Origin of the sequence: Thiorhodovibrio winogradskyi, assembly GCF_036208045.1 — a bacterium.
Lineage (GTDB): Bacteria > Pseudomonadota > Gammaproteobacteria > Chromatiales > Chromatiaceae > Thiorhodovibrio > Thiorhodovibrio winogradskyi.
The window spans coordinates 4,872,614-4,896,468 of the sequence record NZ_CP121472.1; the positions used below are offsets into that span (position 1 = coordinate 4,872,614).

Annotated in this window: 25 protein-coding genes and 2 pseudogenes; 16 read left to right on the forward strand and 11 right to left on the reverse strand. The window is 62.0% G+C overall.

Annotation, left to right across the window (positions count from 1 at the left end; translation table 11 throughout):
• The first annotated feature begins 180 nt into the window (after positions 1-180).
• The 3 genes from Thiowin_RS22545 to rsmD all read left to right on the forward strand — a co-directional run bounded on the left by Thiowin_RS22545 (position 181) and on the right by rsmD (position 3,581).
• The gene (locus tag Thiowin_RS22545; protein ID WP_328988150.1) at positions 181-1,572 is read left to right on the forward strand and encodes a M16 family metallopeptidase; all 1,392 of its coding nucleotides are present in this window, start codon (positions 181-183) and stop codon (positions 1,570-1,572) included.
• Positions 1,562-2,956, forward strand: coding sequence for a M16 family metallopeptidase (locus Thiowin_RS22550; RefSeq protein WP_328985211.1), 1,395 nt, complete (start codon positions 1,562-1,564; stop codon positions 2,954-2,956). The genes Thiowin_RS22545 and Thiowin_RS22550 overlap by 11 nt, the downstream gene beginning before the upstream one ends.
• Positions 2,957-3,071: 115 nt before the next feature.
• Positions 3,072-3,581, forward strand: a complete 510-nt coding sequence (rsmD, locus tag Thiowin_RS22555; protein WP_408034125.1) for a 16S rRNA (guanine(966)-N(2))-methyltransferase RsmD — start codon at positions 3,072-3,074, stop codon at positions 3,579-3,581.
• A 144-nt stretch (positions 3,582-3,725) separates the two neighbouring features.
• On the opposite strand, the gene Thiowin_RS22560 is transcribed toward rsmD, so the two are convergent.
• The 3 genes from Thiowin_RS22560 to Thiowin_RS22570 form a co-directional block, all read right to left on the reverse strand.
• Entirely contained in the window at positions 3,726-4,796 is a 1,071-nt protein-coding gene (locus tag Thiowin_RS22560; protein ID WP_328985212.1) for an EAL domain-containing protein, read from the reverse strand.
• A gap of 228 nt (positions 4,797-5,024) precedes the next feature.
• Positions 5,025-6,071: a diguanylate cyclase domain-containing protein gene (locus Thiowin_RS22565; RefSeq protein ID WP_328985213.1), complete on the reverse strand. Its 1,047-nt coding sequence runs from the start codon at positions 6,069-6,071 to the stop codon at positions 5,025-5,027.
• A 91-nt stretch (positions 6,072-6,162) separates the two neighbouring features.
• Complete coding sequence (locus tag Thiowin_RS22570; RefSeq protein ID WP_328985214.1) at positions 6,163-6,657, reverse strand: cyclic nucleotide-binding domain-containing protein; 495 nt, start codon at positions 6,655-6,657, stop codon at positions 6,163-6,165.
• 357 nt (positions 6,658-7,014) lie between these two features.
• On the opposite strand from Thiowin_RS22570, the gene Thiowin_RS22575 reads away from it, so the two are divergent.
• Both Thiowin_RS22575 and Thiowin_RS22580 read left to right on the forward strand, forming a co-directional pair.
• The gene (locus tag Thiowin_RS22575) at positions 7,015-7,401 is read left to right on the forward strand and encodes a c-type cytochrome (protein ID WP_328985215.1); all 387 of its coding nucleotides are present in this window, start codon (positions 7,015-7,017) and stop codon (positions 7,399-7,401) included.
• A 9-nt stretch (positions 7,402-7,410) separates the two neighbouring features.
• On the forward strand, positions 7,411-8,607 hold the full coding sequence (locus Thiowin_RS22580; RefSeq protein WP_328985216.1) for a YbfB/YjiJ family MFS transporter: 1,197 nt from the start codon (positions 7,411-7,413) through the stop codon (positions 8,605-8,607).
• 34 nt (positions 8,608-8,641) lie between these two features.
• On the opposite strand, the gene Thiowin_RS22585 is transcribed toward Thiowin_RS22580, so the two are convergent.
• Positions 8,642-9,754: an alkene reductase gene (locus tag Thiowin_RS22585; protein WP_328985217.1), complete on the reverse strand. Its 1,113-nt coding sequence runs from the start codon at positions 9,752-9,754 to the stop codon at positions 8,642-8,644.
• Positions 9,755-10,038: 284 nt separating this feature from the next.
• Here Thiowin_RS22585 and Thiowin_RS22590 point away from each other — a divergent pair, with 284 nt between their 5' ends.
• The 5 genes from Thiowin_RS22590 to Thiowin_RS22610 all read left to right on the forward strand — a co-directional run bounded on the left by Thiowin_RS22590 (position 10,039) and on the right by Thiowin_RS22610 (position 16,983).
• The gene (locus Thiowin_RS22590; protein ID WP_328985218.1) at positions 10,039-11,010 is read left to right on the forward strand and encodes an ABC transporter ATP-binding protein; all 972 of its coding nucleotides are present in this window, start codon (positions 10,039-10,041) and stop codon (positions 11,008-11,010) included.
• Positions 11,003-14,050 (forward strand): Gldg family protein, encoded by a 3,048-nt coding sequence (locus tag Thiowin_RS22595; RefSeq protein WP_328985219.1) that lies wholly within the window; start codon positions 11,003-11,005, stop codon positions 14,048-14,050. The genes Thiowin_RS22590 and Thiowin_RS22595 overlap by 8 nt, the downstream gene beginning before the upstream one ends.
• A 3-nt stretch (positions 14,051-14,053) precedes the next feature.
• A complete protein-coding gene (locus Thiowin_RS22600) occupies positions 14,054-15,142 on the forward strand; it encodes a DUF4340 domain-containing protein (protein WP_328985220.1) in 1,089 nt (362 codons plus the stop codon).
• 235 nt (positions 15,143-15,377) lie between these two features.
• Positions 15,378-15,866, forward strand: coding sequence for a phosphate-starvation-inducible PsiE family protein (locus Thiowin_RS22605; protein WP_328985221.1), 489 nt, complete (start codon positions 15,378-15,380; stop codon positions 15,864-15,866).
• Positions 15,867-15,963: 97 nt separating this feature from the next.
• Entirely contained in the window at positions 15,964-16,983 is a 1,020-nt protein-coding gene (locus Thiowin_RS22610; RefSeq protein ID WP_328985222.1) for a 2-hydroxyacid dehydrogenase, read from the forward strand.
• Positions 16,984-17,258: 275 nt separating this feature from the next.
• On the opposite strand, the gene Thiowin_RS22615 is transcribed toward Thiowin_RS22610, so the two are convergent.
• From Thiowin_RS22615 to Thiowin_RS22645, 7 genes and pseudogenes are all read right to left on the reverse strand, one after another.
• Entirely contained in the window at positions 17,259-17,864 is a 606-nt protein-coding gene (locus tag Thiowin_RS22615) for a hypothetical protein (RefSeq protein WP_328985223.1), read from the reverse strand.
• Positions 17,865-17,876: 12 nt separating this feature from the next.
• Positions 17,877-18,340 (reverse strand): annotated as a pseudogene (locus Thiowin_RS22620) (CbbQ/NirQ/NorQ domain-containing protein).
• Positions 18,337-19,206, reverse strand: a complete 870-nt coding sequence (locus Thiowin_RS22625; RefSeq protein WP_328985224.1) for an Rpn family recombination-promoting nuclease/putative transposase — start codon at positions 19,204-19,206, stop codon at positions 18,337-18,339. Before Thiowin_RS22625 ends, Thiowin_RS22620 begins: the two are co-directional and overlap by 4 nt.
• Before the next feature lie 303 nt (positions 19,207-19,509).
• Positions 19,510-19,689 (reverse strand): annotated as a pseudogene (locus Thiowin_RS22630) (DUF2887 domain-containing protein); the annotation flags it as partial.
• A 568-nt stretch (positions 19,690-20,257) separates the two neighbouring features.
• Positions 20,258-20,446: a hypothetical protein gene (locus Thiowin_RS22635; protein WP_328985225.1), complete on the reverse strand. Its 189-nt coding sequence runs from the start codon at positions 20,444-20,446 to the stop codon at positions 20,258-20,260.
• 2 nt (positions 20,447-20,448) lie between these two features.
• Positions 20,449-20,760: a type II toxin-antitoxin system RelE/ParE family toxin gene (locus Thiowin_RS22640; RefSeq protein WP_328985226.1), complete on the reverse strand. Its 312-nt coding sequence runs from the start codon at positions 20,758-20,760 to the stop codon at positions 20,449-20,451.
• A gap of 214 nt (positions 20,761-20,974) precedes the next feature.
• On the reverse strand, positions 20,975-21,475 hold the full coding sequence (locus Thiowin_RS22645; RefSeq protein ID WP_328985227.1) for a pilin: 501 nt from the start codon (positions 21,473-21,475) through the stop codon (positions 20,975-20,977).
• Positions 21,476-21,829: 354 nt separating this feature from the next.
• Here Thiowin_RS22645 and Thiowin_RS22650 point away from each other — a divergent pair, with 354 nt between their 5' ends.
• From Thiowin_RS22650 to Thiowin_RS22670, 6 genes are all read left to right on the forward strand, one after another.
• A complete protein-coding gene (locus tag Thiowin_RS22650) occupies positions 21,830-22,129 on the forward strand; it encodes a toxin-antitoxin system TumE family protein (RefSeq protein ID WP_328985228.1) in 300 nt (99 codons plus the stop codon).
• Positions 22,099-22,467 carry an HVO_A0114 family putative DNA-binding protein gene (locus Thiowin_RS22655; RefSeq protein WP_328985229.1) on the forward strand — a complete coding sequence of 123 codons (369 nt, stop codon included), beginning with the start codon at positions 22,099-22,101 and terminating at the stop codon, positions 22,465-22,467. The genes Thiowin_RS22650 and Thiowin_RS22655 overlap by 31 nt, the downstream gene beginning before the upstream one ends.
• Before the next feature lie 25 nt (positions 22,468-22,492).
• Positions 22,493-22,657, forward strand: a complete 165-nt coding sequence (locus Thiowin_RS25525) for a PIN domain-containing protein (RefSeq protein WP_408034248.1) — start codon at positions 22,493-22,495, stop codon at positions 22,655-22,657.
• On the forward strand, positions 22,654-22,899 hold the full coding sequence (locus Thiowin_RS22660) for a toxin-antitoxin system HicB family antitoxin (protein WP_328985230.1): 246 nt from the start codon (positions 22,654-22,656) through the stop codon (positions 22,897-22,899). The genes Thiowin_RS25525 and Thiowin_RS22660 overlap by 4 nt, the downstream gene beginning before the upstream one ends.
• Positions 22,900-23,048: 149 nt before the next feature.
• Positions 23,049-23,183, forward strand: coding sequence for a hypothetical protein (locus tag Thiowin_RS25530; protein ID WP_408034126.1), 135 nt, complete (start codon positions 23,049-23,051; stop codon positions 23,181-23,183).
• A 341-nt stretch (positions 23,184-23,524) separates the two neighbouring features.
• Positions 23,525-23,854: a tetratricopeptide repeat protein gene (locus Thiowin_RS22670; RefSeq protein WP_328985232.1), complete on the forward strand. Its 330-nt coding sequence runs from the start codon at positions 23,525-23,527 to the stop codon at positions 23,852-23,854.
• Position 23,855 lies beyond the last annotated feature (1 nt).

A 23,855-nucleotide genomic window follows, 5' to 3' on the forward strand; every position in this document is an offset into this window, starting at 1 on the left:
AGTTTCCCCGATCTCGGCCCCATAATGACGCAATATTGAAGCATCGCCTGCTTCACCCTAATGACCTCCAAGGATCTTTGCCAGAATGCCATGAGGATTCCAATGTTTTACCCCAAGCATCTTTTGCCCGGGTTGCTCGCCGGCTCTCTGTCGCTGGTCGCGGCTGCAAGCCTGGCGACAATGGACAAGGCCGACGTTCTTGAGCCTCCGCCCGCCTCGGCTGAGTCGGCCTTAAGTTCCGAGCAAGTGTTCGAAAAGCGTCTTGAGAACGGTTTAAAGATCTTGGTCAAGCCGGACCGACGCGCACCTATTGTCACCTCCCAGGTCTGGTACAAGGTCGGCTCCAGCTATGAGCACGGCGGCATTACTGGCATCTCTCACCTGCTTGAGCACATGATGTTCAAGGGCACGGAAAATCTGGCACCGGGTGAATTTTCCCGCATCATCGCGGCCAATGGTGGCGATGAGAATGCCTTCACCGGGCGCGACTACACGGCCTATTTCCAGACCCTGGCCGCCGACCGACTGGAAATTTCCTTCGAACTCGAGGCCGAGCGCATGCGCCGCCTGGCGCTGCCAGAGGAGGAGTTTCTTAAAGAGCTGGAGGTGGTCAAGGAAGAACGCCGCCTACGCACCGACGATGATCCCGAGTCCCTGACCTTCGAGCGCTTTAATGCCACCGCCTATGAGGCCTCGCCCTATCGCATCCCGGTGATCGGCTGGGCCAGCGATCTCGAGTCGGTTCAGGTCGAGGATGTGCGCGCCTGGTATCGGCGCTGGTACGCGCCCAATAATGCCACCCTGGTGGTGGTGGGCGACGTCGAGCCCGAGGCGGTCCTTGCCCTGGCCGAGAAGCACTTCGGCCCACTGCGGCCGGAGTCCATCGCCGCGCCTAAGCCGCGCACCGAGCCAGAACAACTTGGCGCCAAGAGCCTAACCGTGGCGGCGCCAGCCAAGGAACCCTATCTGTTGTTTGGCTACAAGACCCCGGCACTGCGTGATCTTGACCCGAACAGCGAGCGCGCCTGGGAGGCTTATGCCCTGGAAATGCTGGCCGCCGTGCTCGACGATGGCGCCAGTTCGCGCTTCAGTCGCAACCTGGTGCGCGGCCAGCAGGTCGCTGCCTCGGTGGATGCCAGCTACAGCGCCTTCGGGCGTCTGTCCGCCATGCTGTTGTTCGACGGCACCCCGGCCAAGGACAAAAGCATCGCCGAGTTGGAGCAGGCCATGCTGGCGGAGATCGGGCGTCTGCGCGAGGAGCCGGTCAGCACCGAGGAACTCGAGCGCATTCGCAACGGACTCATCGCCGGCAAGATCTATGAGCAGGACTCGGTTTTCTACCAGGCCATGCTGCTCGGTCAACTCGAGACCGTTGGCCTCGGCTGGGAACTGGCCGATGACTATGTCAAGCATCTCGCCGCCGTGACCCCGGAGCAAATCCAGGCAGTCGCGAACAAGTACATTCGCCCAGAGAATCGCACCCGCGCCGAGCTTAAGCCGTTACCACTCGACGAGGTCGAGCAACAGACCGCCGCCGCGCCCCTCAATGGAGGTCAGCGTCATGTTCGCTAGGATGATTCACAGGCTGCCCGCCGCCGGCGCCCTGTTTGCGCTACTGTGCCTGGCCCAGACGGCGCTGGCCACACCCGAGATCCAGACCTGGAGGACCGAGGCGGGCGCCAAGGTGCTCTTCGTCGCCGCCCCCGATCTGCCCATGCTCGACATCCGCGTGGCGCTGGATGCCGGCAGCGGACGCGATGGCGAGCGCCCCGGCATCGCCTCCCTGACCGCCGGCCTGCTGACGCAGGGCGCCGGTGATTGGGATGCCGACACCATCGCCGAACGGGTCGAGTCCATCGGCGCCCAGATCAGCACCAGCACGGATCGCGACATGACCAGCGCCAGCCTGCGCGGCCTGACCGACCCGGCGGCGCTCGAAACGGCGGTCGCGACCCTGACACAGGTGCTGAGCAACCCAAGCTTCAATCCCAAGGATGTCGAGCGTCTCAAGCGCAACCGCCTGACCGCCCTGCGCCAAGCCGAGCAGGATCCGGGCACTGTTGGCAGCAAGGCGCTCTATCGCGCGGTCTTCGGTGATCACCCCTACGCCAGCGATCCATCCGGCACGGCGGAGAGCGTCGAGCAGCTCGGGCCAGAGGACTTCAAGCAGTTCCACCGGAATTACTATCGCGCGAGTGGTGCCACCATCGCCCTGGTGGGTGCGATTGATCGCGCCCAGGCCGAAGCCATTGCCGAGTCCATCAGCGCCGGCCTGCCACAAGGCCAGGCACCACCCCCTCTGCCGCCGGTGACGGCTCTCGATGCTGGAGAGTCCCGGATCATCCACTTTCCCTCCAGCCAGACGCATCTTTACGCCGGCGCACCCGGCATGCAGCGCGGCGATCCGGATTATTTCCCGCTCTATGTTGGCAATCACATCCTCGGCGGCAGCGGGCTGGTCTCGCTGCTGATGGAGGAGGTCCGCGAGAAGCGCGGTCTGTCCTACAGTGTTTACAGTTACTTTCTGCCATTGGCCCAGCCCGGGCCATTCGTGCTCGGGCTGCAAACCAAGAACGCACAGGCCGAGCAGGCGCGCGAGGTGCTGCTCGGCACCCTAAAGCAGTTCGTCAGCGATGGCCCAAGCGAGGAGCAACTCGCCGATGCGGTCAAGAACATTACCGGTGGCTTCCCGCTGCGCATCGCGAGCAACGCCAAGATTGTCTCCTATCTGGCGGTGATTGGCTTCTATGACCTGCCGCTGGATCATCTGGAGCGCTTCAACGAGCGCGTTCGCGCGGTCACCCGCGAGCAAATTCGTGATGCCTTTCAGCGTCGGGTGCAGCCCGAGAACTTGCGGATTGTCATGGTGGGTCAGCCCGAGAAGGGCGAAACCGATGCCTCCGCCGGGCAGACGACAGCGCCCGAGAAGGCGGGAAGCGACGCTGGCACCCTCTAGACAGACAACCGGGCGGAAAACAGGCCGGACAGCGGGGCGGACAACCGGCCACAAGCCACCGCCGGGCCAAGTACGCCTGATTGGCGGTCGCTTCGGCGGCCGCCGCCTGCCGATATTGGATCAACCCGGCCTGCGTCCCACCGCTGATCGCACGCGCGAGACCCTTTTCAACTGGCTGCAACCCGTGATCCCTGGCAGCCGCTGCCTGGACGCCTTCGCCGGCAGTGGCGCCCTGGGCTTCGAGGCCCTGTCACGCGGCGCTGCCTGGGTGGTGATGCTGGAGTGCAATGCCAGGGTGGCACGGCAACTGCGCGCCAATGCCACAGCGCTGGCGGCCGAGAACCTGGTGATTGACGAAAGCAACTGCCTGCATTGGCTGGCGACCACCCAGCCGACACCCTTCGACATTGCTTTTCTCGACCCGCCGTTCGCCGACCAGTTGCTACCCGCCTGCCTGGAGGCGCTCGGCACCCGCCCCTGGCTGGCTCCAGCCGCGCGCGTCTATCTGGAAACCGACGCCCGCGAGCCCTTCCCTGATCTGCCTTGCGGATGGACCTGGCTGCGCGAGAAAACCGCCGGGCAAGTGCGCTTCGGGCTGGCGCTGGCGGGCACTGCGGGGCCTTGATCATAACCCGGGCCTCTTGCCCGTTGAGCCAGGGTTTGTGGGAGCGGCTTTAGCCGCGATCATGTTCAATGTCTCCAGTTGTTCGACTCATTACCCGGCTTGTTCCGGCCTTTTGCCCATCCCCGTCCATCGCGGATGGGCGCTTCAATCCGCCGGCGCCACCGGCCGTGGTGGCGGATGCCCGGGCCGCGCGAACAAAAAGCCTTGCAGATAGTCCACGCCCGCGTCGCGCAACCATTGCCACTCGCCAGGTCGCTCGATGCCCTCGCCGACCGTGGCGATGCCAAGCTTGGCGGCCATGCCGATCAGGCCAGACACAATGGTCTGTTTGAAGGGGGAGTGGTCAATGTCGGTGATCAGATCGCGGTCGAACTTGACGATGTCCGGGCGCAGCCGCTCAAGCAGGGTGAGGGATCCGTAGCCGGCACCAAGATCGTCGAGCGCAACGCGAAAACCGGCGGCGCGATACTCGGCCAGAATGCCGACCAGATCACGGGTGTCGGCCAACTCCTCGGTCTCTATGACCTCGAAAACAAAACGCTCGGGTGGCCAACCGGTCGCGCGCGCCGCGGCGATGGTGGTGCGCAGACAGAAGACCGGATCATAAATAGACGTGGGTGTGAAGTTAATGAAAACCGGCGTTTCCAGCCCCAATTGGCGGGCGCTGTCAATGGCCTTGAGCCGCGCCGCGCGATCGAGATGAAACAGCATGTCGCCCGCGCGCGCGGCGTCGAACAAGGCGCCCGGGGACACCAAATCGCCCCGCGCATCCAGCCCACGCAGCAGGCATTCATGGGCATAGGCACGACCGGGCTCGGCCGCATGCACAATGGGCTGAAAGTGGGTGGTCAAACGCTCGCTTGCGATGATTTCCGCCAACCACTGGCCACGCACCAGCCCGATCCAGTGCGACAGTGGCTCCACGGCCGCCAGCAGACCCGCATCCGCCTGCCTGCCAGCGGGCAGGAAGAGCGCTTTGGTGTGAGCCTGCTCGGTCAGGCTCAGCCAGTCACCGAGTTGGGTGAACAACTCACCGAGGCACCCGTCCGCGCACTCTATTATCACCAGATCGGCCAACTCCAGCCGCGGGGTCCATGCCGTTGCCCGCAGAGCGTCCAGTAACTTCTGCCGGGAATGTGCCAGCGGCAACGCCAGCAGCAGGCGCCCGGCTCCATCGGGCAGAACCGGGAGCTGTTCACAACCGCTGCAAGCCATTGAACCCATCCTCATGAAAAGCGCGAATTATCCTGCCAGAGGCTATCATTCAGCCAAAACTGACCGTTATTCCTGAACACCCGTCAGGCCACCGCGACAGCATAGCCACCCCACGAGGATATTTCATCCCCCATCACCTTTAGCCGCGCCACGAAGCACTCAAAATCCTTGGTATCTTCACTGAGTTATTGCCTCTGATAGCCCACGGCACGCCAGGCGGATTCCGCATCACAAGGGTGTGTTGGCGCTGATCCAAGGCAGGTCGGTTTCCTCTGATGTCTCAACACGGTCCCGCCCCGACCGCTTGGCCCGATACAACGCCATGTCGGCCCGAGCGATCAGGTGTTCGCTTGATTCGCCTGCGCGGTGGCAGGCCACCCCAAAGCTGGCGGTCTGCGGCCGCCCGAGACCCGGAAAAGCATGGCGGCGCACTGCCTCGCGCAGGCCCTCGGCATGATCCACTGCTGCCTCCAGCGTCAGTCCTGGGCAGATGAGCAAAAATTCTTCCCCACCCCAACGCCCGAGAAGACATGTATTGTGTATACTTGTCGACAAGAGTCTGGAGAATTCCGCGAGAATGCGATCACCGTGCAGATGGCCATGGGTATCATTGACCTGCTTGAAGTGGTCAAGATCCAGCAGAATCAGCGACAACGGCTCCGCTTGCCGCTCTGCCCGCTTTATGGCCTCATCGAGATAATCATCGAGCTTGAGTCGGTTGGAGAGTCCCGTCAGCCTGTCCGTGGTGGCAAGGTGGGCAATCTCATCAACCGCCTGTTGCAATGCCTGGGTTTTTTCAGCAACCCGGCGTTCGAGCCACTGCGTGCGATTCTCGAGCTCCCGGACGGGATAGGATTCGTCCTCGTCATGCGCCTGGGTTGGCAGGGAAATATGCATATGCTCAATCAACCAGTCTGAATCCTGCCGGACAAAGACCATGGTCAAGCGCAAGTGACGCAGGATCAGCCTCTGTTCGAGCACAGTGGTTTCAATATCCAATTCGGCACAGACAAGACCAAGACAGGCCTTGGGTATTTGAATATGCGGCGGCCGATGAAAGCGGTAATGGATGGGATTTGGCGCCTGCTTGATGTCGCGGCGGTAAACGCTTTCCGCTTTCCCCGGCGTGAGCACCGTCTCGTCACGACCCGTGCCGATCCCCGTGAACCCGGGGCTCAGCCTGGCTAGGGTCGCCTTGAGATCGCGACTGCAAAAATAGGCATCAAGATAGCGGTGGAAGGCCTGCTCGATCCCCTTGGCGTTATTCGTGTTCATCAATAGGGATCCCTGGCGACTGGCCATGATCATCAAGCATTATCATTGAACCAACCGCTTATGTGGCCCCTGTTGGCAAGGATCCGCGCGGTCAGTAGCGCCCACCGGTTTTTAGCAGGTAGTTGCGCATCTCGGCGCTCTCCAAATTCATGCGCATCAGGTTGCGGTGAGTCACGCAGAAAATTGCGCGCATGACCTTGTGCGCCAGTCGTGGCGCGGGCTCGATCAGGGTATCGAACACTTCGGGTTCAAGCGTCAGAACCTGGGTTTGATCCCCTTCTTGCTCATCGGCACGCAAGGCCGCGCGGCGCGGCGCGCTGTCAATGAAGGCGCGCGTGCCGGCACATTCGCCGGGGCGCATCACATAGACGGTCTCCTCGCGCTCTCCGACCAACTTGCAGACTTGCAATCGGCCACGAGCCAGCACAAAGAGGGTGCCGCGTTGCTCGTTTTCCGAAACCAGGGTTTCCCCTGGCTCCAGTGTGACCACGCCCATGAGTCCGGCCAGCTGGCGGGCCTCGGCCTCGTCAAGCTCGCCACCGAGAACGGATTGGGACAGAGCTTGGATCTTTTCGTCATCCTTCATGGCGATTCCTCTCGATTCGTTTGTCAGTATTGGGTGATTATTGCAGATCAAGACTGCGTGTGTCGGTGTATCCGTGCAGCAGCGGCAATTCCAAATCTGGGTGTTTCATCTGGCGTGGAAGCGGCTTCCAGCCGCTTCATGACGCGCCAAGATGGCGTGTCTACTGATCACCGGGCCAACAACCGGGCGCTGGAAAACGAAAGTTGGAATTGTTGGTCCAGCAGGCCCATGGTGTCAGGCTCCGGTGTCAGGATCGGATGTTTGAACATAGCGCTTCCGCATGACTCGATGCGATTGCCTTCGAGTCCTGTAGGCTAGGAGGCCCAATGTCGGATATGGCAGCAGAGGTCGGCCAACATGAAACCAGTCTTTCCAGTCGCTTCCATCGGTCTGTGCGCTTGCCTGCTGATCGGCTGCGAACCTCCACCGCAGACACAGACACTCGTCGGCCTCGATGATGGCAAGGCGCTGTTCGAGAGACTGTGCGAGCATTGTCACAAGGCGGACGGGAGAGGGAATTTTTTCAAGGGTTACCCATCTCTGAAGGAATCCACCTGGCAAAGCTGGCAAATCGCGCATCAGCTTGAAACCAGTTCCGCCGCGTCGCAAATGCCGGACTTCAGCGCCATCCCCGAACGACAGCGCAAGCTCATCGCCAACTATGCGGTGGGACTGCAAGCCCACTCCAGCCCGGCGGGCAGTCCGCGGACGCCCGCGGCTGAACCAAGCCCGCCTCGGAATTGAAACCCGCTCATGGCAACTAACAACAAGAAGGCTGGCGGCTCGCATGGAACCCGACCTCTACTCGTTCTTAGTTCCGGGATTTTTGCCCTGGTGCTGACCATGGGTGTGGCCCGCTTTGCCTACACCCCCATGCTTGCCCACATGCAGGCGCAAACCGGGCTGAGCGACGCCCTGGCCGGATGGCTGGCGGGCTGGAATTATCTCGGCTATCTGTCCGGCCTGCTACTGGTCACGGCACTGAAAGACCTCATGCTCAAAGACCGGCTCTATCGCATCGCCCTGGTGCTGGCGGTGCTCACCACCGCGATGATGGCGCTGGACGACGCGCCCCTGCTATGGGGTGTGAGCCGCTATCTGGCTGGAATCAGCACGGCGGGCGGACTCATGCTGGGCTCCGGGCTGATTTTGAACTGGCTGATCCGCCACGGCCATCGCGGCGAGCTGGGACTGCACTTCAGCGGTATTGGCCTGGGTATTTTAGTCGGCGCGCTGGTCGTGGAACTGGCCGCCCTGGCAACGGACTGGCGCGGCCAATGGTGGCTGCTCACTGCCCTGGGCGCGCTGCTGCTGGTGCCGGCCTGGGGCTGGCTGCCGCGACCGAACCAGGGCACCCCGCTGGCGCATCATCACAGTGCGGGTACACAAGAGCCTGGTCCCCTGTGGCTATGGCTGCTTCAAGGCGCCTACCTGTGCGCGGGCTTCGGCTATGTTGTGAACGCAACTTTCACGGTACTGATCACCGAGCAGCAACCGGCCCTGGCCGGGCAAGGCGGCCTGATGTGGATGCTGGTTGGCCTGGCTGCCACACCGGCCCCGCTGTTGTGGGACCGCCTGGCGCGCCGCCTGGGGTATTTGCACGCGCTGCAGTGGGGTTACGGCCTGCAGATCCTCGGCATCCTGCTGCCCGTCTTCAGCCCCACCCTGGTCGCAGCCGTGATCAGCGCGCTGCTCTTTGGCTGGACCTTCATCGGTATCGTCTCCCTGGTGCTCACCATGGTCGGCGTGCGCTATCCGGCGCATCCGGCAGCCATCATGGCACGCTTGACCTTGGGCTATGGCGTGGCGCAAATCATCGCCCCGGTCGTGGCCGGAGAACTAGCCGAAAACACTGGCCGTTTCGATCTCTCGTTGCTCATGGTGGCCGCCATCATGCTGCTTGGACTCTGTTGTCTGGCTGCGATGCGCTGGCTGCGGGAGCAGGCTTAGGCGCAGCCTTTTCCTTGAACACAGCTTGCCCCAGTCAGCCAGCGAGCATCGGGTAGTCAGTGTAGCCTTGCGCGCCACCACCATAGAAGGTGGCTTGGTCCGGCTCGTTGTAAGGGCCGTCCTGGCGGATACGCTCGGGCAAATCCGGGTTGGCCAGAAACAGGCGGCCAAAGGATACGCAATCGCCGTCGCCAGCCGCAATGGACGCGCGTGCTCGCTCGGGCGTGTAGCCACCATTGAGCATGAGCGCGCCATCGAAACGCTCGCGGGTGAACTCGCGCATCTGTTGCATGCGCGGCTCGGCGCCGGCCATCACATCGGTATCGGCGATTTCCAGCATGGCGATACCCAGACGACTCAGATGGTCGGTGACGGTGCCGAAGGTATCCGCCGGATTGGCATCCGCCATGCCGTTGAGTCCAAACAAGGGTGAAAGGCGCACACTGACGCGCTCGGCCGGGACTTCGCCCAGCACCGCGTCCATCACCTCGAATAGCAGCCGGCAGCGATTGGTCAGGCTGCCGCCATAGCCGTCCGTGCGGGTGTTGGTATTGCTGGCCAGGAACTGATGCAGCAAATAGCCATTGGCGCTGTGTACCTGCACGCCATCAAAGCCTGCGGCCAGGGCATTGCGCGCGGCCCTGGCGTAGTCATCAATGGTGGCCTTGATTTCGGCCGTCGTCATCGCTTGCGGCGGCGAAACCGGCGTGAGACCGCCGCGACCTTCGGCATCAAGGGTGAAGACCTGGCAACTGTCGCAGTGAATGGCCGAGGGTGCGCGCGGCGCCTCACCCGGATGCAGGGAATCGTGCGACATGCGTCCGCAATGCCACAGCTGCAACAGCATGCGCCCGCCGGCGGCATGCACGGCATCGGTCACCAGACGCCAACCGGCGATCTGGGCCGCGGTGAAAATCCCTGGGGTCAGCGCATAGCCCATGCCGATTTGGGAGATATTGGTGGCTTCCGACAAGATGAGCCCGGCGCTGGCGCGCTGGGCGTAATACTCGGCATTGAGTTGCGTGGGCACATCGCCCGGTTGCGCGGCACGCGAGCGCGTCAGCGGCGCCAGCGCGATACGGTTAGGCAGTTCGAGCGCTCCGGCAGTGAGCGGGGCAAACAAGGGATCTTCGGCGCGTTCAGCCATCCTGGTCTCTCCTGGAGGTGATAAATGGATTTGCAGATTAGAATTTTCCAAGCCAAGTGGCATCATGGCAAGGCTTTGGCCAGTCATGGCTTGTCGAATCGCACCGGCGACATCATCGCATGGAGGGACGCCGCTGGATTAACAAATTGTCATGCGACAGGGCTTGCCCAACACCCGATCTCTGCATTAGAACTTGCGCCAGCTGACGGACACTGAGACAGACTGCGGCACAGCATGTGCCACGCTCGATGAGCATCCGCCATACGAACGCAAGGAGAGACCCCATGATCGAAGTACGGAATCTGAGCCGCCAATATGGCGCGCTCAAGGCGGTGGACCGGGTGTCTTTCGACATCCAGCGCCGCGAGATTGTTGGCTTGCTTGGCCACAATGGCGCCGGCAAGACGACCATCATGAAAATGCTGACCGGTTTTCTAGAGCCGAGCCGCGGAACCATTCGCATCGCCGGTCACGACATCGCTGCCCAAGGTGACGACGGACGGCGCGCGGTGCAGCGCCGCATCGGCTATCTGCCGGAGAACTGCCCGCTCTATCCGGACATGACGGTGCTCGACCACCTCGATTACCAGGCGGCGCTGCATGGTATCGACGGGGGCGCGCGCCATCGCGCCATCCGCCGCGCGGTCGAGCGCACCGCGCTGGAGGCCAAGGCAACCGCGCTGGTCGCCACCCTGTCGCGTGGCTATCGCCAACGCCTCGGCGTGGCCCAGGCCATTCTGCATGAGCCCGATATCCTGATTCTCGACGAGCCGACCAATGGCCTGGATCCCTCGCAAATTCTGCACATGCGCGGGTTGATCCGCGAGTTGGCCGGGGCGGCGACGGTGATCATCTCCACCCACATCCTGCAGGAGGTCGAGGCCATCTGCGAGCGGGTGCTGATCATGCGCGCCGGGCGCCTGGCGCTCGACAGCCGGCTGGGTGAACTGGCCGGCGCGCCGCGCTTGCTGATCACCCTGGATCAAGCCGAAGGCGCGGCGCGCGAGGCCCTGGGCGCGGTCGAGGGCGTGACCGGCTTCGAGCCGCTGGCGGCCAGCGATGGCCAGCCGGCGGAGCGCCACAGCTACGCCTTGGGCAGCGCGGATGTCTCGGCGCTCGCACCGCGCATCGCCCGGCTGATCAACGACAAAGGCTGGTCGCTCTATCGCCTCGAGCCGGAGCGGCATGATCTAGAGGCCCTGTTCAAGGCCGTGTCCAGTCAGGAAGTGTCCAAGCCGGAGGTGACCCATGGCTGAGATCCTGCGCATCGCCCGCAAGGAGCTGTCGTCTTACTTCGGCTCCCCGGTGGCCTATCTGTTCATCGGCGCCTTTCTGGCCGCCTGTTTGTTCGTGTTCTTCTGGGCCGAGGGCTTTTTCGCCCGCAACATCGCCGACACCCGTCCGCTGTTCGACTGGATGCCGGTGTTGCTGATCTTTCTCGCCGCCGCGCTCACCATGCGCCTGTGGAGCGAGGAGCGTCGCGCCGGCACCCTGGAGTTACTCGCCACTCTGCCGGTGCCGACCTGGCGGCTGGTGGCGGGGAAATTCCTCGCCGCGCTTGCGCTGGTCGCGGTGGCGCTGGCGCTGACCTGGCCGCTGCCAGTGACTGTCGCCATCCTGGGGCCGCTCGACTGGGGTCCGGTGTTCGGCGCCTATCTGGCCACCCTGCTGCTGGCGGCGGCCTATCTGGCCATTGGGCTGTTCGTCTCGGCGCGCACCGACAATCCCATGGTGGCGCTGATCGGCGCCGTGCTAATCTGCTTGGTGTTTTACCTCATCGGCTCGCCGGCGCTGACCGCCCTGGTCGGGCACAGCGGCGGAGAACTGCTGCGCCTGCTCGGCAGCGGCTCGCGCTTCGCCTCCATCACTCGCGGGGTGATCGACCTGCGCGATCTTTACTATTACCTGAGCATCGTCGGCGTCTTCCTGGCGCTGACCGTCTTCAGCCTGGAGCGGCTGCGCTGGGCGGCGGACTCCGACCAGCCGGCGACGCATCATCGCTGGCGCCTGATCGTCGGGCTGGCCGCCGCCAACCTGCTCGCGGCCAATCTGTGGTTGCAACAGGCCAATGTCCCGCGCGCCGATCTAACCGCCGGGCGGGTCTACAGCATCTCCGAGGCGACCGAGACTTACCTCGCCCAGCTCCAGGAACCGCTGCTGGTTCGCGGCTACTTCAGCGCCGAGACCCACCCGCTGCTCGCGCCCCTGGTGCCGCAGTTGCGCGATTTGCTGCGCGAGTATCAGGTCGCCGGCAAGGGTCGGGTGCAGGTGGAGTTTGTCGACCCGGCCGAGTCGCCAGAGCTGGAGCGCGAGGCCGGCGAGCAGTATGGCATTCAGCCGGTCGCCTTCCAGACCGCGACCAAGTACCAAGCCGCCGTGGTCAATTCCTATTTCGACATTCTGGTCAAATACGGCGACGAATACACGACACTTGGCTTTCGCGATCTGATCGATGTCAAGGCGCGCGGGGAGATGGATCTCGACGTGCAGTTGCGCAATCCGGAATATGACCTCACGCGCGCCATCAAGAAGGTGCTCTATGGCTACCAGAGCGGCGGCGAGCTGTTCGCCGGCATTCAGTCACCGGTGCGGCTGCGCGCCTTCGTCTCCGCGCCATCGAGTCTGCCCGAGCCGCTGCCCGCGTTGCGTGCCGATCTGGAACAGGTCGCGGCCGAGCTGAGCGACGACGGCGGCGAGCGCTTCAGCGTTGAACTCATCGACCCGGCGAGCGACCCTGAGTTGGCCGAGGAGATCGAGGCGCGCTATGGCATCGCGCCGCTGATCCTGAGCCTGCTCGACCCGACGCCCTTCTACTTCTCGCTGGTGCTGGAACAGGGCGAGACCGCCGTGCCCGTGCCCCTGCCCGAGGAACTAGACCAGGCGGGACTCAAACGCGCGCTGGAGGCGGGCATCAAGCGCTACGCCCCCGGTGTGCTGCGCACCCTCGCGCTCTACACGCCCGAGCCGGCGGGTGGCGGCTTCATGGGTGGGCCTTTTGGATCGGGGGCAGGCCCCGGCTATCAGCTCCTGCAGGAGAGTCTGCGCCAGAGCTTCAACCTGCGCCCGACCGATCTCGCCGATGGCGCGGTGCCGAGCGATGCCGACCTGTTGCTGGTGGTCGGGCCGAAGGACTTCGACGCCAAGCAGCGCTTCGCCGTGGATCAGTTCCTGATGCAGGGCGGCACCGTCATCTTGGCCGCCTCGCCTTTCGAGGTGGACTTAAGCGGCGGGCAAATCAGCGCGCGCGCCCAGCCGACCGGCCTTGAGGACTGGCTGGCCGGCCTCGGGCTTGAACTGGAGCCCCGCCTGGTGCTCGACCCGCGCAACACGCCTTTCCCCATCCCGGTGCAGCGCAATCTTGGCGGCTTTGTCGTCGAGGAGATTCAGACGCTCGACTATGCCTACTTCCCGGATCTGCGCGGCGACAGCCTGTCGGCGGACAATGGCATCACGGCGAACTTGGGGCAACTGACCATGAACTGGGCCGCGCCGATTCGCCTCGGGTCGGCCGAGACGGAAGCGGAAGAGGGGGCGGCGGATGAGGCGAGCGCAGACGCAACCAAGGCGGATGCCAGCACCGGCGCCCTCGGCGACCGCGTCGAAACCCTGCTGACCAGCTCGCCTGAGGCCTGGACCAGTGACACCATCGACATCCAGCCCGATTTCGAGGCTCATGGACCACTCGGTTTCCCTCGTGGCGATGATATTGGCCGCAAGACGCTCGCGGTGGCGGTCAGCGGTCCCTTCACCTCCGTCTTCGCCGGCCAGCCCTCACCGCTGCTGGCGGCAGAGGAGGCCAACGCCGAGCCGGATGCCGCAGCGGAGGCTGAAGCGGAGGCTGAAGCGGATCTTGGGGCGGACGCGGACCTGATGGATGCCGACGAAGGCAACGCGGATATCGCCGCTGAAGAGACCGCCGAGGACAGCCCCCCGGTCATCTCCGCCGTGGTCGAGCGCTCGCCGGCGGCCGCGCGCTTGATCTTGATCGGCTCATCAAGCTTCCTGACCGATACCGCCATCAGCCTGGCCTCGGAGGCCACCCAGAGCGGCTATCTCAAGCCCCTGGAGCTGATCGAGAACGCGGTGGAATGGTCGCTTGAGGATCGCGGCCTGCTCGCCCTGCGCGGGCGCGGTCAGTTCAGCCGCCTGCTCGAACCCGTCGGGCGCGACGGGCGCATGTTCTGGGAATATCTCAACTACCTTCTCGCCCTGGGCGGACTGGTGCTGGTTTATGTCGCGCATCGCATCCTGCGCGCGCACCACCAGCAGGCCCAGGCGGCCATTCTGGAGGGATAAGACATGGCTGATCAGACTTTGGACAAAAGCAGCTCCACCGCCTCGGCTCGCGTGGCGGCCGGGGCTTCTGCCTGGCAGGCCGCGCTGCGCACCCCGCTGGTGATGGGTCTGGCCGGGCTGCTCGCGGTGCAATTGTTGGTCGCCGCGGTCAGCGGCGGCAACCGCCTGGCACCCGCTGCTAGCGAAAGCCCGCTGGCCGGGTTCGATGCGCAACGGATCGACCAGCTTGAAATCAGCACCGGAGATGGCGCGGCCGCGCTGGTGCTGAACCGAGCGGAGGCTGGCTGGACCATCGCGGCACTGGGCGATTTCCCTGCCGATAGCAGCCGCGTCGATCAGCTGCTTGAGACTATCGCCGAGCTGCACCGCCCCCTGCCCATCGCCACCAGCGCGGCCGCGCGTCAGCGCTTCAAGGTGGCGGATGACAACTTCGAGCAGCGCATTGTGCTGCAAGACGGCAGCGACACCCTCGCCACCCTGTTTCTCGGCGACTCGCCCGGCTTTCGTCGCCGCTACCTGCGCCCGGCTGGGGATGAGGGTGTCTATGACGTGCGCTTCGAGGTGTTTAATCTGTCGGCCCAGCCCAACGACTGGATCGCACGCGACCAGCTGCGCCTGGAGCGCGACCGGATCCAACGCCTGGCGGGCGAGGGATGGAGTTTGACCAAAAAGGATGACAGTTGGACTTTAGCCGACACCAGTAGTGAGAGCGAAGGCACCCTGGACCAAACCAAGGTGGAAGCACTCCTGACAACCCTGGCCAATCTTGGCTACCGCGAAGTGCTCGGCACCGAGGCGCCCGAGGGCTTTGATCCGGACGCAGCCATGTTCAGACTCGAAATCAGCCTTGGCGAGGATGGCGAGCAGGAATACCTGATCGCGCCCCTTCGGAGCGCCGATCAGTCGGATGAATCAACCGATGAGCAGGCGGATGACCAGGCTGAAGACCCAACCGGCCTCGGCCAGGACTATGTGCTCAAGGCTGCAAGCAGCCCTTACTATTTCCTGCTGGCGGACTTTGACCTTGGCCCATTGATCGGCCTGGATGCTAGCAAACTAGTCAAGGCACCCGCGCATGTCCAAAATGAATAATTTTGACCAGCAGCTCCAAATTTGCGTCGCTCGAGTGGAGTGAATAACCGGGACGACAATCAGACGCCGAACTGCGCAATTTGGATTAGCTGTATCAGGCGCTGGTATTGGCACCAAAGCCGGTTAAAATGCAGCATCCTCCGCTGTCGACTTGCGCCGAGGCATCAGCGGGAGCTGATGATGAGCGCCATTCTTTACATGGGCGAATGGTCCGGGTCATGCCTAAAAGGAGATCATGATGTCATCGCATCGCCAAGGACACGAAGAATTTCCGATTGAATCCAAGGATCCGGTGCTGCGGGTGTTGCACTGGATCATGCGCGGTGCCGCCTATGTGCTGGCGATCGCCATGGTTGGGGTCATCGTCGAGGGCGTGATCAGCGTTATTTATGAGCTTTATCGCTCCTTGGTGACCAAACCTTTCTTCCTGGTGCCCGATATTGTCCCGATCTTTGGCGGTTTTTTGGCCGTGCTGATCGCGTTCGAGATTTTCGCCAACATCACGCTCTATATCCGCTCGGATGTCTTTCCGGTGAAACTGGTCATCGCAACGGCGCTGATGGCGATCTCGCGAAAGATTATCGTGGTGGATATGGGCGAGTACAGCGCGCTTGATCTGCTGGGGGTGGCGGCGGTGGTGATTGCCTTGGGCGCGACCTACTGGATGGTCTCCCGGGTCGATCAGGGACCCGGTATCCGGGCTGGATCGCGCGGTAAGTGCTAAGCTGCCCGCGCGGCGATATCTGTCGGAAGCCGGTGCCGAAGTCTCCCGGCAACGCCGGGGGGTTAGGATGGGTTGTGTGGAAGGGGTAGATGCAGCGATGTCAGAGCCTTCAGAGCCCAATGGCGCGAGAGCGGATGTCACCGGCGTCCTGCTCGATGAGGCGACCATTGATCAAGGCGATCTCGATCTGTCCGTTTTGGACAGGGTTGTCGGCCAGTGGCGGCGTTATTCCCATTCCCAGCCAACCGAAGTGCTCGAGCGGCTCGGCCATGCCCAAATCGCGGTGACAAACAAGGTGGTGCTGGATCGCGCGGTGCTCGAGCAAGCCCGCGACCTGAAGCTCATTTGCATCGCCGCCACTGGCACCAACAATGTGGATCTGCGCGCCGCGCGGGAGCGGGGCGTCGCGGTGGCCAATGTGGTTCGTTACGCGACCCCGTCGGTGGTGGGGCATGTTTTCGCGCTCATGCTGGCGTTGACCACGGGCCTGCCGGACTATCAACGCGCCATCGCCAGCGGCGCCTGGCAGCAGCATGATCGCTTTTGCCTGATGGACTATCCGATTCGGGAACTGGCCGGACGCACCCTCGGCATTGTGGGCTTCGGCGAACTCGGGCAGGCCGTTGCGCGGGTGGCTGAAGCCTTCGGGATGCAAATTTTGATCGCTCAGCGCCCGGGGGGACCGCCAGCCATGGGCCGCCTGCCGCTTGAGCAACTGCTTCGCCAGGTCGATGTGCTCAGCCTGCATTGCCCACTGACCGATTCCACGCGCGGCCTGATCGGCGCTGAACAACTGGGTCGAATGCGCCCGGACGCTTTGCTGATCAACACCGCGCGCGGGGGCATTGTCGATGAACAAGCGCTAGCCGATGCCCTGCGCGCGCGAACTCTCGGTGGCGCCGGTGTGGATGTGCTCAGCACCGAGCCACCGCGCCAAGGCAATCCGCTGCTGGCGGGCGACATCCCCAATCTCATTGTCACCCCGCATATCGCCTGGGCCAGTCGCGAAGCTCGGCAGCGGGTGGTGGAGGAGATCGCGGCCAATATCGCCGCGTTCTTGGCGGGGCGAGAACGCAATCGGGTCGAGGGAGCCGGAAGAAATCCGCTAATCCGCTAATCCGCTAATCCGCTAATCCGCTAATCCGCTAATCCGCTAATCCGCTAATCCGCTAATCCGCGCCGTTGCGCCTTAAGACGCTCAAGCTCGGCGTGGGCGGCTTCCTTGGCCGTGCGTTCGTGCTCAAGTGCCACGCAGATTGCACGCCTTAAAGAAGATTTCTTCGGCGACTAACTCCCGCTCAAAGACTTAGCGGGCGCATCAGGATCGGAACAGGCTAGTGCGTCAAACTCATAAACAACTGCGTCAACCGCTCCGGCAGCCGTTCCACGCAATCAATCACGCTGAAATGCTGGCCGAAGATGGTGCCGATAGGGCGGCGCCCATGCGGGTCGACCAGCCGGCTTGCATGGCCGCCAGACGGGCCTTGACCGGTTCGCCCCAAGGCTCGCTGAAACCTTTGATGTGCAAATAGCGCACTTCGTGGCGGCTGTTGGATGAGAAGCCGCCGATGGCGAATTCATCGCCCAGGAGGCGCTGGTGCGGCGGGCAAAGTCCATCAGCAGGTCGATGGTCTGCTCGAACAGCTCATAGCTGCCCAGGCGCGCGGTGACGCCGGTGATGCTCTGCATGAACACCGGAATGGCATGGCCGTTGGGGGTGCGCGACAGGCGCCAAACGCTGCGTGAGACCAGCTCCAGGCAATCCTCGCCGAGGCGCTCGGCGATGCGCGGCAGCTCTTGCAGATAGACCAGCACCGGTTCGACGCCACGCCCGATCATGCACACCATGGCAGCACCGTCGAGATAGTCCGCCAGGCCCTGTTCGGAGAGGCGCGCCTCGGCGTCGCGCAGGCAGTCGGCCAGAATCGGCTCGATCTGCGGGAAGTTGCACGCCAGCCGCTGGCGATAGGCGGGCAGGCGCGTGTCGAGGTCGCTCATCGCGGCTCCGCTTCAGGCGCCGTCCGCGCCAAACACGGCATCAATGGCGTGATAGAGGGTGTCGCGGATTTCGGCATCGTCGGTGATGGGATCGACCAGCGCCATGCGGCAGGCCAGGCGCGGGGCGATATCTCGGTTGACGAGACGCGCGGCATAGACCAGTAGCCGGGTGGAGATGCCTTCATCAAGGCCGTGCCCTTTCAGGTTGCGGGCGGTGGCGGCGATCTTAACCAGGGACAGGAGCGCCCGACCAGGTCGGAGGCGGTCATGTCCTCGTTGCAGGCGACGGTGATCAGCGGGCGCCCGAGCTTCCAGGCCATGTATTCGACGAAGCGTGATTTTCCGCAGCCGGTCGGGCCTTTGATCATCACCGGCAGGCGCTCGTCCCAGGCGGCTTGGTAGAGCGCGACCTCCTGGTGCAGGGGTTGGTAGAAGGGTTCTTGCTGGATCAGATATTGGGCGTGGTCGGTCATCATGTGTTCGCTGAACCGTGCCGCTGCGCCTTGAGGCGCTCAAGCTCAGCGAGAGCGGCTTCCTTGGCCGCACGTTCTTGCTTAAGTGCCATCCGTGCTTGCTCGGCATTTTTTCGCTCTTGCTCGGCTGTTTGTCTTGCTTGGTCAGCCTCAGCACGACGATCATCGAGCTCTTGCTGGATACTCATCTGCTGGCGCAGATAATTTTGTCGTGCTTGATAGGCGTGATAGGCGCGGTCTTTTTCCGAAAACTGCTCTAAGGTATTCATGGCTTGTTTCATCTCTGGAGTCTGCATCCAAATGGGAAGTGCCTCGCTGTTGAGGCGGTCGCCTTCTTTGAAGAATTTAAGCCAACGCTCTTGTTCGGTGTTGACCCGCTCGGCGTCGAATTTGTTCAGCTCCAACAACCAGATTCCGCCGTGTTCGACCAGGCTGTGGCCTTGGGCATCGCGGAGGCGGAAGTCGTGCAGGTAGCCGGCGCGTTCGGGGAACAGGTCTTCGGCGAGGAGCCAAATGGCATAAGTGGGCTTGAGTTGACTGTAAGGCTGGCCGTTGCTGAGTTGCGCGCTGTAAAGATCGGCCCAGCCATAGCTGATACGCGCGGGCAAGTCGCGGTAGCTGAGCAGTTGGATCTCGATCTGATGCAGGCCGCCTTGGTCATCGCGGGCCTTGATGTCGACGATGCTGAGCTTATCGTCGAGGAATTCCCGCTCATTGGAGGGGTTGAGGATCTCGACGTTGCTGATGGAGGCGGGTAGAGCCGATCCGAGCATGGCGTTGAGGAAGTGAATCAGCAGCGCGCGGTTGGATTCAGCACCGAGCAGCGCTTTGAAGACGCAGTCGATTTTGGGGTCGATAGAATGACGCATCGCGGTAAAGAAGCTTGCAATTCAGGTTGTACGGATGTGCGCCATGATCACCAGAGCGAAGACGTTGTCGCTCGCTTATCGCTCAGCCCAGCGATTGGGTTAGTGTAGTCGAGGAGCTCAGCACTGCACAAAAGCATTATTAACTCTCGTTAAGGCCAGACCTGTTGCATGTCACAGGCAATGGATTCGTGCAAGTTCAGTGGTTTTCCATGCAGAAGAAAACCGAGCAGCCGCAGAAACTGAGCGCCGCAATCCTGTCCGGCTCGCGCTCAAGCAGCGCGCCCAGGAATCGAAGGCAACACACACATAGGTCGGCCCGTCATGACCCTCGGGTTCGACTAATCCATCGATCCGGCGTTCGATGTCTTTGATGGTCAGCGAGCAGGCCTTGTAGGGGCCTTGTAGCTCCATACCACCGGTCAGTACCCGGAAGGCTTCGGGGCCGCTGCGCAGAAAGAGGTAAATCGGGTGATCGGTCTTCATAGGGGACCGGTATCGGGTTGGGATCGGCTGTCATCGGGCGGAGTGTAGCCGATTCGGTGAATTGAGTGGCAGCGGCTTTCGCCGCGAACAGCGGGCCCTGCCCTGCCGAACGAGATGTGAAAACCCCGCCCCGAGGGTTCGGGAGCAGGGTTGTAAAGGGCGCGGGCATCCTTGCCCTTCAGATCAGGGGTGCCGGGCTTGGCAGATCCTACGCTTGGAGCAGAAAACGTGGTCTGTCCCTGTTTTCCCGCAACATCACAGGTGTTACGCGCAACAGAAGTCACGCCATGGACGCCATTCGCGGGTATAAGAACTAATTGATGCTTCCCTGTGTTTCAAAATCGATGGCGATGATGTGCGCTTCGAGCGTACAGGCAGACACACTGATTTATTCGACGAATGAACGGAGCACCCCACCACAGCAAAAACCCCGCCCCAATGACTCGGGAACGGGGTAGTCTTGGGCGGTGGGCATCCGTGCCCGAGGGGTCAGCCGCGCCGGGTTGCGGTTAGGCTTGGCTCGGCTGGGGTGGCTTGGAAATTAAACCGAGCCCCATTTATTCGCCATTTATTCGAGGGGGCAGCGGTGCGGGGTTGCGGTTAGGCGTGGCGCGGTCGTGTAATTATTGACTTCTTTTGTTTTTTTGCTCTCGTCCACATGAACCTGGGTGCGTTTGGCGGCTGGCATCTCGCCCCGAGCAATTGCCTTTGCTTCTTTTAGGCTTTGCACCAGGTCATCAAATAGTGTTTGTTCCATCGTCATAATTCCTTCACAAGTTGGCGCAGCAATGCGGTTTCCTGATCGGTTAGGCTGTCCTTCCGGGATTTTGAATAGATCAACAACAGATAAATCTGGTAAGCATCCTGAATCCAATAATAAATGATTCGCACACCACCACTTTTACCACGCCCAGGCAGGGCATGACGAAGTTTACGGATGCCACCGCCACCTTTGATAAGGTCACCTCGATCAGGTTTTTCAACGAGAACATTCTGAAACACCCGGTATTCGTCGTCGGTCAGCAGGTTGTTTAGCAGACGAGTGAATGTTGGGGTTTCGATGAATTCCATACAGCAAAGTATAGGCACAAGCCGCGAATACCACCACCACCCCACAGCAAAAACCCCGCCCCGATGACTCGGGAGCGGGGTTGTCTTGGGCGGTGGGGATCCGTGCCCGAGGGGTCAGCCGCGCCGGGTGGCGTTTAGGCTTGGCTCGACTGGGGTGCAGTAGAGGGAATTAAGTATATGTCCCCGGAATTGGAATTGCCCCGTTTTCCTTCCCCTACTTGCACGATGAAGGCGCAAACCTTGCGGGCAAGGTACCTGCTGCAAAGCCTGCGAAACCTGCGGCGTCAGCACCAGCAGCACCACAACGCCAAGCTACTGAATCGTTTGGAGGCGTAAATGCCGCAGTACCGACTGGGAGAGCTGTGCCAGTTGGTGCATTGGGCGTCAAGATAAGCGTGCCGTTGCCAGCAGCAGCAGTCATGGTAACAGTGATCGCGCCAGTAGTAGCATCGATTGCAACGCTAGTTACATTTTCTGTAGCGGTAGGACTTGTGTAGCCTTGGGCATATCCGGTCGCTGCGGCTCTTGGATTTCCAGATGCTAAATTATCAGCAACTGTGACTTTTGCTGCAGAAGCTGCAGCCAAACCCTCGCTCACACGCGCTCTAACCATGTAATCCTGATAAGCCGGCAAAGCAATCGCCGCCAAAATACCAATGATCGCCACCACGATCATGAGTTCGATCAATGTAAAACCTTGTTGATGATTCTTCATGCCTAATCTCCAGTGCAGTGAATGAAAGAGAATTGACTGTGCCCTTGAAAGGGCCATCGGAGCGGGATGGGTTCCGCTCTCGACGACTGGGGTATCAGGATTCAGGCCAACTTCGGCGGTCAGCCGCGAAAGGATTGAAAAGCAGAGGAAAATGCCCTTGTCATCCCACCTATCACCCACTTCAACGGGGGCGCGCGGGCGGGCTGTCACAGGGGGACAGGTGTGACAGTCACACCCCTGTCACAGGGGGGAGGGTGTGACAGACAAGCGCGCGGCGGCGGTTTTGTGGCAATCGGGAATGATCGTGCGTTGGCATCATTGACATCGGCTGTCGGCGTTGGCAATGTTGCCTACATGAAAGCCAGACTCATCACGCGTTTCAAAGACATCACGCCAGAAGGCGACATCCTTGAACTTGTGGTCTGGCGTCTTCCGGCACCAGTCCCTCCATGCACGCACGACTATAAATACCGGGCGGTGTTTGTCGTCAATGGCGAGCGGGTGATTGGTTTTGACAACGAACGCGGCAAGGGCGATCACTGCCATCTCCAAGGGCAGGAAAAGCCATACCGATTGACCAGCGTCGATCAGCTCATCGACGACCTGATGATAGAGGTGGAGCGATGGAAGAACGAACACTCACCATCACGCTGAATCCGGATTGGCGAGCGGCGCTGCGTGCGGCAGGTGCGCGGGCGAAAGCTGACACCTATCAAGGCGAGACGCTGAATTTTGAGTCTGTCGGCGCGCTCTTTGCGCGTTTGACGGAACGGCGTTGGTCATTGGTGCGGGCGCTGATGGGCGCTGGGGAGTTGTCCGTTCGCGAGCTTGCCCGGCGCCTTGGGCGTGACGTGAAACGTGTACATGAAGAGGTGACGGCGCTTGCGCAACTGGGTTTGGTGGAGCGCACTGAACGTGGCGGAGTACTTTGCCCTTATGTCAATATCCACGTTGATTTGCAGTTGAACGCGGAGCCGCGTCAGGTGGCCTGAATATTTTTTCCTGTGGCGACCGACGCTGCGTGATCCGAATGATGATATGGTGCTTGAGTGTGCCATTGCTTCTGGCAGTCGCTTCATCGTCACGCATAACCTGAGTGACTTCCGGCCAACGGCTGCTTTCGGCGTGCAGGCCGTGATCCCCGCACAATTCTTGACCATCCTTGAGGATCCGCACCAATGAGCGCCTTCACCCTTCGCCTTCCAAATTCCGTGCACCAGACCATCAAGGAACTCGCGGCGCGCGATGAGATTTCTGTGAACCAATTTATTGCCAGCGCCGCCGCGGAAAAAATGGCTACCGTGTTGACGCTTGATCATTTACGACGCGAAGCAGACGAGGGACAGCGCGAAGACTTCTTGCAGGTGCTCGACCGAGTACCTGAGGCGCCTCCGCTTTCTGGTGATGAATGGCTAGAGGCTTAAGTTGTCCGGCAGGCACGGCGAGAAGCGCGCGACCTTGCCCCATGCCGTGGTGACCTGGAACCTGCGCGATGGCGACAGCTTGCTCAAGGCCTGGCGTCGGTGGCTGGGTTGGACTCAGAGCGAGCTGGCCGAGCGCCGGAGTCACGCAGGTGCAGATTGCGCGCTTCGAGACCGGTCAAGCGATCCCCCGCGCCGATACCCTCCTGCGTCTTTCCAACGCGATGGGTGTGATGGCGGATTTGCTGTGGGACGAGAATTCCCAGCACTCATGGCACGCGCAGTAGCGGATCGTGAGGTTGTGATCGACCCGGGCCGATACAGCGTCGAGGTGTTTCGCAACAACCAGGACGGGTGTTTTGTGCTCTATCCTTGTGGCGCAGGGGAGCCCGTCACCCTGACCAGCCTCGATGTGACCCTCGCGATGGCGGACTTGCACGAGGATTTTCAGCTTAGCGATTGCCCTGCCCAAAAACGCCAACGAACCGGAGGTCTGAACTCATCATGCCCGCGATCTGTCTGAAAACCGCATCTGCCGTGACAGGATTGACTAAGAGAACTCTGTGGCGCTACATCGAAAACGGTAAACTGAACATCGAAAAGCAACGGGGGGGGGGTAAAGACCCTGGTGGATTTCGACAGCGTGCTGCGCATCGCGGGGCTGACAGTCCCTGCGGAGGATTATGCGATGATCCTGGATGCGGATGCGGGGGCGCCAGCGGCGGTAAGCGAGTTTGGCCTTTGGCTGCTGGAAAACGGGCGCGATACGCTCGCGGTGGAATGGTTGACGCGCGCGGCGCAGGCGGGCGTGGCCGATGCCATGCAGTGGCTCGGCAAGCTGTATGCAAGCGGCCAGGGTGTGGAGCGCGACGAGGCGCAGGCGATTGTGTGGATCAAAAAAGCCGCCGAGGCTGGCCATCTGATCGCGCAGCGGCAGGTGGCGGAGTTGGGGCTTTAAC